The sequence below is a fragment of the Streptomyces sp. NPDC059866 genome (assembly GCF_042731325.1).
Classification (GTDB): Bacteria; Actinomycetota; Actinomycetes; order Streptomycetales; family Streptomycetaceae; genus Streptomyces; species Streptomyces flavusporus.
Genome location: NZ_JBHWJT010000093.1, coordinates 1 through 8518, shown reverse-complemented (window position 1 = coordinate 8518; position 8518 = coordinate 1). Strand labels below are relative to the sequence as shown.

Sequence of the window (8518 nt, the reverse complement as noted above, 5' to 3'; positions counted from 1 at the left end):
GTGACCTGCCCAACCACGGAGATGCCCCGCGCGTTCCCTCCACGTCAACAGCGGCCCACGTCCCACCCGCCAGAGCTACAACTGAAAAAGGCTCCAGGTTCTGCCTCGGTCAGGATCTGGCGGCCTCTACGCGTATCCCATGGCTGGGATAACACCGTCAAGTGTTCGTTCGACGAACTCGCGGGTGCCGGAGTCGAATTGGTCATTGCGATTTTCCAGGCGGTGTGACTGGAACGTCGACCTGGTCGCGAAGTCGTCGACACCGAGCAGTTCGAACAGGGCGCGGCGCTGCCCGGGCCAGTCGGCTGCGAGATCCTCGGCCCTCACCTCCACATATCGCTTGTCCGTCAGATCGACCGTGGTCTTCCAGGCGAGCCATCGGTCATAGACCGGTTTGAGCCATGCGAGCGCGCCGTCGACCGTGGGCGGTGCCCATGGCTGGTCAACGTGTGACGCGACCACCGCGACCGGGTGGCGCTTGATGTGGACGATGGTCGCCTCAGGGACGAGCTCCCAGAGGAAGTCCATGCACAGAAGGTTGAACGGTGTCTTCTCGCACCAGGTCGGCTTTCCCGCGTCGGCAGCTGCTCCACCGAACATCGTGTCGACTGCGCGACGAAGGATCTCGAGCAGTTCACGCCGATCGCTGAAGTACCTCGGGACCGCCCGCCGGTAACTCTGAGGTTCGAACGGCCCGGCAGGCCAGTCGGCGTGCCCGAACCCTGCTGCAGGCACGGCCTCGTCGAACGTGCTCGCGACGAGCTCCGACCACAGCCGTCCCACTGCGTCCCAGTAGTGCCGCTCGCCGATGGCCGCGGGAACGGTATGACCCCGATCTCTGTCGCGCCTGCCGACCAGTCGCACCGTCAGGATGTCGCTCAGCCTGCGGAGGGCGTCGTCCCCGACGTAAGGGTCGTATCGAATCGTGAGTGCGTCCGCCAGGTCTCGCAAGCCACCCGGATCGACAATGAACCGGGTCTCGATCGGAATCCTGTGGATCTGCGGGTGTTCGCCGAGAATGTTCGCGAGTTGCGATGTTCCCGAACGACCCGTACCCGCTACGAAGATCGGTGAGGGGGCAGACATGGCGTTCAGCTAAGTCTCGGCACCGCGCCCGCGCAACGAAATATCCCGCTCGCCCGATTCCGCCGGACGGACGCGCTAACGATGCGCCGCTGGATGCTTGCCGGGCGGTCGCGTCTCGTGTGATTTGGATCGCCTGACAGGGTCAGCGCGCTAGCGATACTACGAGGGTGAACACTGAGAGAGCATCTGATTTAGGTAGATCGCCCGTATGCCCTAGTAGGTGCCTCGCCAGGTGGGTGTGGTCTCGTCCGTTATGCGTTTGGCGAGGTTGTCGATCGAGGCGATGTGGATCATGGCTTCGGAGCTGGCGGGAAGCGTCTCGTAATCAGTCAGTTGCGCCCGCGTCATGCAACACGATCTACCACACCACAAAGCACGGCCGAGACCAACAGATTGATCAAGTTTCGATACGCGCTCCAGAACCCGCTTCTGCTCCATGAGCGCCCCTCGCCGTACTCACCGCTGTTTCCCGGCCCAGTACGCGGCCCGCACCTCCCCCTCCGCGAAGTCCCGGCGCGGCAGACGCAGGCCGAGGGACTCCTCCAAGGCGTGGAAGTACAGCTCGAACGTGCTGGTCAGTTCGGGGTGATCCAGCTCGGCACGACGCACGGCCCGGTTGAGGAAGTCCAGCTCGCCGCCCCGCAGATAGGGGGCGCGGCCGCGCTCGTACCAGATCAGCTCCAGCACGCCCCAGTCGTCGTCGACGCGGCGACCGTCCCGCATGTAGTCGAAGGTATAGATGGCCTTCGCGGAGGTGGCGGTCAGCCACACGCTCTCCTTGATCCCGAGCGCCGCGTACGCCTCCTTGTCGGCGAAGGACCCCGGCGGCATGTCGTGGTACAGCAGGAACGTCCACCCCCCTGCCTGCCCGAAACAGCAGCTCTCCCACTGGCGGTCCCAGTGGACCCGGCCGCTGTCCACGGCCTGCAGGTCCTTCAGATGCGTGCCGGCCGCGACCTGCGCGGGATCGGCCCCGTACAGCAGGGCCAGCCGCTCGGCGTCGACGGTTCGCCCGGGCGCCGCGCGGAAGAAGGCAAGCGTCGTGTACGGGTCCTGCTCGCGCCAGGACCTGGCTATCCAGGCGAGCCCCTCCAGCGGGTCGCGCCCGCACGCCTCGACCGTCCCCGTGTCGTCCAGGCCGCCACTGCGGAACCGTCTGCCCCACGCCGGATCGATCCGGTCCAGCGCGTCGGCCACCTCCTCGGGGCTGCCGCCGCGCCGACGCATCGCGGCCTCGGCGATCAGGTAAAGCGCCTGTTCGAGGTCGCGGGTGGCGAAGACCTCCCGGTAGGGGCCGTGATGGCCGCGCACTGTGCCGTTCTCGTCCAGCAGCAGACACAGCCCGCCGTCCTCCGCTTCCTCAGCGCGCTCGGCCCACTCCTCCAGCTCGTCGTCCGAGAGCGCCACGGGCGGCAGCCCGACCTCGTGGAGCAGGGCGTGTCGCGCGGCCGTCCGCTGCCAGGCCTCCGCAAGTGTCTGCTCGGTGATCTCCATGGCGTCAGCATAAGGAGGGTCACTGACAGCCAGCCGACCCCCGCCGGCCGGTTCAGCACTCGACTGCTCAAGACCGGTACGGGGGCCCGCCCCATCGCCGCGAGCAGCCGCGTGAACGCCGACGCCTTTGCCCCGAACACACCAATCTTCCCGGCCGTCGATGCCAGCTCAGCCAACACGCCCGCGAGCGGTGCCACGGCCTCCAGAACCGTCTTGTACGTCTGCCCCGTCGTCCGCGCCCGGTCTCACGCGTGCACCGTCAGATCGACCAGCGCCATGGAGCCGACCAGCCGCGCCTGCATGTTCATCGCTTCGCTCGTCCCATCTTTGGCACCGGGCCTCAACGATCTGGATCGAAGACTTCACCCGTCCACATGATCACGACCTAAAACGCGCCCTAGCCGCCAGGGCCACACACGAAACCGGCGGACCGCTCCGGGAACTGCAGGACGAGTTCCCGACGTGAACGGCCGAGTGTGGTCGGACAAGGAACTTGCCGATCGCGCATACAAGCAGGCCGTTGACTCAGGCCACTGCGATCCGCCCCGTGCCCGCTGGAAGCAGTGGCTCGGCTGACTGTCCTGCCATGCCGTTTCCGTGGCGGTCAATCTTCGGTGGCAACCAGTCAAAGTTCAGTGGCACGGGACAGCCATCTCGATCCGTAGTTGGCCAGCGCCCCGTTTCGATTGCCCAAGACGGGCCAGGCGCCTGTCGGAGGCTCAGCCGCTCATCTTAGTTCGGTGACCCGCGTCACACCCGGCTCCTGTCAGCAATGGGGGCGCCGTCTCGTTCAAGGGGCACGCGAACGAGACAGGAGCAACGCCATGAAGCACCGCATCGTCGTACTCGGCGCCGGATACGCCGGGACCTTCGCCGCCGGAAACCTGGCCCGCCGGCTCTCCCCCGCCGACACCGAGATCACCGTCGTCAACGCCGAGCCCGACTTCGTCGAGCGGATGCGGCTCCACCAGCTCGCGATCGGCCAGGACCTCGCGTTCCGCAAGCTCGCCGACGTGTTCGCGGGCACCGGGGTGCGGCTGCGCCTGGCGCGCGTCACCGGCGTCGACCCCGAGCGCAGGACCGTCGCCGTGACCGGCGAGGACGGCGAGGACGGCGACGGCGAACTCGCGTACGACACGCTTCTCTACGCGCTCGGCAGCTCCGTAGCCCACCATGGCGTCCCCGGCGTGGCCGAGTACGCCTTCGATGTGACCGGCCGGTCCTCGGCGCTGCGTCTGCGCGAGCGCCTGGCCGGCCTGGGCGAGGGCGGCACCGTGCTGGTCGTCGGTGAGGGGCTGACCGGCATCGAGACCGCCACCGAGTTCGCCGAGTCCCGGCCCGACCTCTCGGTCGCGCTCGCCGCCCGCGGCGAGCTGGGCGCCTGGCTCTCCCCGAAGGCCCGCCGTCACCTGCGCCAGGCCTTCGACCGGCTCGGCATCACCGTCCACGAGCACACCGGCATCGAAGCCGTCGAGCCGACACGGGCGATCGCCGCCGACGGCAGGTCCATCCCGGCCGACGTGACCGTGTGGTCGGCCGGGTTCGCCGTGCACCCCATCGCGGCCGCCAGCGGCCTTCAGGTCGCCGGGACCGGCCAGATCGTCGTCGACCGCACCATGCGCTCGGTCTCGCACCCGGACGTCTACGCCGCCGGTGACTGCGCCTACGCGATCGGCGAGAACGGCCGGCCGCTGCCGATGTCCTGCGCCTCGGCCGGCTACACCAACATGCAGGCGACCGCCGCGATCATCGCCCGCCTGACGGGCAGCAAGGTCCCGACCACCGGGCTGAAGTACCACGGCAACCACATCAGCCTCGGGCGGCGGGACGCGATCTTCCAGATGGTGGACGGGGACGCCCGGTCGAAGTCCTGGTACCTGGGCGGCCGGACCGCCGCGCGGCTCAAGTCGGGCGTGCTCAAGGGGGCCGGGTGGGGCATCGCCCACCCGACCTTCGGCATGCCGAAGCGCAAGCGTCGCCTGGCCACCGCACCGGACCGGGCCGGTGTGAAGGTCGCCGCATAGCCTGTTCCGCATGGACAGCGCAGCCATCGATCAGTTCGAGGCCAGCCGGGGCCGGCTGGCCTCGCTCGCATACCGTCTGCTCGGCTCGGTCGCCGACGCCGAGGACGCCGTGCAGGATGCGTTCCTGCGCTGGCAGGCCGCAGACCGGGAACGCATCGAGGTGCCGGAAGCGTGGCTGACCAAGGTCGTCACCAATCTCTGCCTCGACCGGCTCCGCTCGGCGCAGGCGCGCCACGAGCGAGCGGCCGGTGCCTGGCTGCCCGAGCCGCTCCTCGAGGGCGACCCCATGCTCGGCCCTGCCGACACCTTCGAGCAGCGCGAATCGGTGTCCTTGGCCGTACTGACCCTCATGGAGCGCCTCTCGCCGGTCGAGCGGGCCGTCTACGTCCTGCGCGAGGCCTTCTCCTACAGCCACGCCGAGATCGCCGGGATCCTCGACATCACCGAGTCCGCGAGCCAGCAGCATGTCCACCGCGCCCGGATCCGGGTCGCCGCCGAGCGCCGCCGCGGCGGCGAGGCCGACCCCGCGTCCGCGCACCGGATCGTCGAGGAGTTCCTCGCCGCCGCCACCTCAGGGCGCACCGAACGGCTGGTGGCGCTGCTCACCGACGACGCGACGGCAGTCTCGGACGGCGCCGGACTGGCCAGGCGGCTGCTGCGGTACAAGACGCGCGAGCGCGTCGCCTCCTACGTGCGGGCCGGCTTCAAGCCCACTCCGGCGAAGCGGCGGCTGGCCGGCGGCTCCCCCGCGTTCCACATCGCGCTGGTCAACGGCTCCCCGGCCGTCCTCGCCGTGGTCGACGACCGGGTCGTGGGCGCCGTGGCGTTCGAAGTCAGCGACGGCAAGGTTGCGTCCCTGCACGGCATCGCCGCCGCCAACCGGCTCACACGCCTCAACCAAGCCTGGCGGCAGCACGAACCCGACACCCCGGTCATCAACACATGGTGACCAGAGCCACCGGAATCCAGTGACCTGAGCCGGACCGAGAACGGCACCCCTTCAGCCCCCGCACCGCACAGCAACACGGGAGCCGAAACACGTCGACCCCCCCGAATCAGACCCGGCCATGAGTCTGTCGATGAGTTTCGAGACCACGTGACGGTCAGCGCCGAGAACGCCTCGGATTGAGGCACATGGATGTCGGTGAGTTTTGGCAACACCAGAGGGCTTGCGGTGGGAGCATGGATGTGCCCCGTGCTGCGCGGAGGCGTCGATGGCGCCGAGATCCAAGGTCGATCCTGATCCGTTCGCCCGGCTGGCCATCGAGATCCTCGCCCGCACCGGGATGCGCCGCAGCGAGATGCTCGGCCTCACCATCGACGCGGTTGTGCAGATCGGCTCCGCCTACTGGCTCCGCGTCCCGGTCGGGAAGATGCACACCGACCGCTACGTTCCCCTGCACCCCCAGCGGAAGACGTTGCTGGACGATTGGTTGCTGCACCGGCCCGAGGGCCTGCGCTCGAATCTGCTGTTCACCGACCACGGCCGCCCGGTCAACGCCTCCCGCATCGAGGCCGCCGTCCCCAAGGCTTCCGAGCGGGCCGGCCTCGGACGGGTCACCTCCACACCAGCTCAGACATATTCTGGCCACCCAGGCAACCAACCGGGGCATGTCCCTGGAAGCCATCGCGGCACTCCTTGGCCACCGGTCGTTGTCCATGACACGTGTTTACGCGCGGATAGCCGACCGGACCGTCGCGATGAGTACTTCGCGGTCTCGGAGAAGGTGGAGGCCCTCTACGACGCCCCGCGCCAGCTGCTGGCGGACGCCGAGGGTTCGGAGATGGCCAAGCTCCGCCGGGAGATGCACCGCCGGATGCTCGGCAACGGCTACTGCGCTCGCCCCGTCGAGATGGACTGCCACTTCGAGTCGATCTGCGAGTCCTGCACGTTCTTCGTCACCACGATCGAGTTCCGGCCCACGCTCGAACGCCAGCGAGACGATGCGGCCGCCAAGGGCCAGGTGGCCCGCGAGCAGATCTTCGGCGGACTCCTCAGCCGACTCGACGGAGAAGCCTCCTGATGTCCTGTTCCCGGTGATGGGGGCCAGGCCATCAGCTCTGTGACCAGGGCAGAAGTTGAACCAGCCCCACCGAGGTCTCCTCGTTTGCCGAAGTGTGGACGGCGCGGACTGTCCAGCGGCCGGGCGGTATCGGGACGGACGCCTGCTCCGGCAGTCCGCCGCCGTTGGGGTACTCGACCTCCAGCTCGTTCCCGGCGGTGACAGAGTCCATGAGCACTGCCGGCCCGTCCGTCTGCCAGACACCGCACTCTTCCCAGTCGGTCGCCGGGTCGGTGAGGACAGCCTCGGCTGCGGCGATCAGATCGGCTTCCGAGTTGGCTCCGAGCCAACGGACGAAAACTTGGTGTTCCGGCAGATAGCACGTGGTGGCGGGTTCGTCCGCCAGGACAAGCCCTCGCGGCCCGTCTCCACCGACAGCAATCACTCCCGCCAGACCGTCCACCTCGCAGGCGCGGTCGTAGTCGTCCGGGACGTCCCCGTCGCCGATGACCAGCCCCGACTCCGTGCAACCACGCCATCCGTCCAATACGGAAACCGGTATGGCGATCAGGGGGCCGCCCATCGACTCGACCCAGGTGAAGGAAGGCTCGGCTGAACTGGCTGCGGTGGATGAGGAAGTCTTCATAGCGCCAGTGTCACCCCGGCCACTGACAACGCTTCGTCGGGCTGCGAAGTAACGTCCCTGACACCAGCCCAACATTGATCACATCGGAGCAGACCGATCACCGACTGTCGGCATGGACCGCTCCGGACATGACGGGGCCAGGGCGGTAAGGAAGATGGCGCACGGCTGCCACCACTGCCTCCTGCGGCGTGGTGGTTTGGGCGAGGGCGTCCGCGCCCGTGAACTTCATGCTGACCGAGTACCGGCCGACGTCATGCGCGAGCAGACACGGCTCGAAGATGGTCAAGTACGGGCGGGTGGTGGTCGAGAAGCGCAGCGTCCAGTGGCTGGTAAACGGGTAGAGACTTCGTAGTGCCGGCTCGGCATATGCTGCCTCGACCAGCGCGTGATAGGCGTCCCCGGGTCGCTCCAATTCCCTTGCCTCGGTGCGCAGATGCTGCCACTCGGATTCGGTCAGACGCTCCGGGTCGTGGTCGGGCACCTCGAACCGGCCGGTCAGGTGCACGAACGGAGCAGCTTTCCGGATGTCGCCCAGAGCGACTCCGTCGTGCCATGTCTGCGCGGCTCTGGCGACCTGCGCCAGATCCTCGGTGTCGCCGTCGATGAGTGCCATATTTTGGAACGACTCCTCACCGCGGATTGACCAACGCTGTTTGATCGCCCACGAGCTGACGAGCAGAGCCTCGCGATGCGGCAGCGTGCTCGCGACGGTGGCATGGATCAACGGGCTGGAATCCGAGGCCGTGACGGGGAGGGAGAAACCGCCCTCTTCCGCCACTGCTCGGAGCGCCGCGCCGAGGCTGCCTCGGGCCGTGATGTCGGGATACAGAATGGCTGGATCAGGGTGGTTGGCCACAACCTCTGATTGTGCCGGAAGCGCGTCCCGGTCGCCCAGCCGCTCGCGTTGATCGCGCTCGGGACCGAGGCGGCGATGGCCGGGTTCCGGGTGAAGTACACGCTGGCGACGAAGCTCGTCAACGAGCTGGTCGAGGCCGCGGACGAGAAGCAGCTGACCAAGACGATCGCACGCTACGGCCGTTTCGATCTTTTGTGCATCGATGAACTCGGCTACATGGAACTCGACAAGCACGGCGCCGAGCTGCTGTTCCAGGTTCTGACCGAATGCGAGGAGAAGAACAGCGTCGCCATCGCCTCCGACGAAGCCTTCGGCGGTGAAGTAGGCCGCCGACGAGGTGCCCCTGGCTGGAGTCCTTTTCCGACGGCCCCTTCCCGAACGGTACGGGCGCCTTTCAACGCATACCGCT

General features: G+C 67.9%; 7 protein-coding genes and 3 pseudogenes. 5 read left to right on the top strand and 5 right to left on the bottom strand.

All coding sequences use genetic code 11. The features are described 5' to 3' along the window. Window positions 1-126: 126 nt before the first annotated feature. The 3 genes and pseudogenes from ACFV7R_RS46275 to ACFV7R_RS46265 form a co-directional block, all read right to left on the bottom strand. Window positions 127-1086, bottom strand: coding sequence for a sulfotransferase family protein (locus ACFV7R_RS46275; protein WP_385276610.1), 960 nt, complete (start codon window positions 1084-1086; stop codon window positions 127-129). 213 nt (window positions 1087-1299) lie between these two features. Next, window positions 1300-1419: pseudogene (locus ACFV7R_RS46270) on the bottom strand (IS5/IS1182 family transposase); the annotation flags it as partial. Between the two features lie 123 nt (window positions 1420-1542). Then, window positions 1543-2580: a hypothetical protein gene (locus ACFV7R_RS46265; RefSeq protein WP_385276607.1), complete on the bottom strand. Its 1038-nt coding sequence runs from the start codon at window positions 2578-2580 to the stop codon at window positions 1543-1545. A gap of 824 nt (window positions 2581-3404) precedes the next feature. Here ACFV7R_RS46265 and ACFV7R_RS46260 point away from each other — a divergent pair. The 4 genes and pseudogenes from ACFV7R_RS46260 to ACFV7R_RS46245 all read left to right on the top strand — a co-directional run bounded on the left by ACFV7R_RS46260 (window position 3405) and on the right by ACFV7R_RS46245 (window position 6671). Further along, window positions 3405-4604, top strand: coding sequence for an NAD(P)/FAD-dependent oxidoreductase (locus tag ACFV7R_RS46260; RefSeq protein WP_385276604.1), 1200 nt, complete (start codon window positions 3405-3407; stop codon window positions 4602-4604). Between the two features lie 10 nt (window positions 4605-4614). Continuing rightward, the gene (locus ACFV7R_RS46255) at window positions 4615-5553 is read left to right on the top strand and encodes a sigma-70 family RNA polymerase sigma factor (RefSeq protein WP_385276601.1); all 939 of its coding nucleotides are present in this window, start codon (window positions 4615-4617) and stop codon (window positions 5551-5553) included. A gap of 265 nt (window positions 5554-5818) precedes the next feature. Then, window positions 5819-6145: pseudogene (locus ACFV7R_RS46250) on the top strand (tyrosine-type recombinase/integrase); the annotation flags it as partial. Between the two features lie 70 nt (window positions 6146-6215). Continuing rightward, complete coding sequence (locus ACFV7R_RS46245; protein WP_385276613.1) at window positions 6216-6671, top strand: hypothetical protein; 456 nt, start codon at window positions 6216-6218, stop codon at window positions 6669-6671. Here ACFV7R_RS46245 and ACFV7R_RS46240 read toward each other — a convergent pair. Next, on the bottom strand, window positions 6660-7253 hold the full coding sequence (locus ACFV7R_RS46240; protein ID WP_385276598.1) for an immunity 21 family protein: 594 nt from the start codon (window positions 7251-7253) through the stop codon (window positions 6660-6662). The two genes, ACFV7R_RS46245 and ACFV7R_RS46240, sit on opposite strands and share 12 nt — an antisense overlap. 97 nt (window positions 7254-7350) lie before the next feature. Further along, on the bottom strand, window positions 7351-8109 hold the full coding sequence (locus ACFV7R_RS46235) for a DUF6193 family natural product biosynthesis protein (RefSeq protein ID WP_385276595.1): 759 nt from the start codon (window positions 8107-8109) through the stop codon (window positions 7351-7353). Between the two features lie 48 nt (window positions 8110-8157). Here ACFV7R_RS46235 and ACFV7R_RS46230 point away from each other — a divergent pair. Continuing rightward, window positions 8158-8427, top strand: a pseudogene (locus ACFV7R_RS46230) (ATP-binding protein); the annotation flags it as partial. Between the last annotated feature and the right edge of the window lie 91 nt (window positions 8428-8518).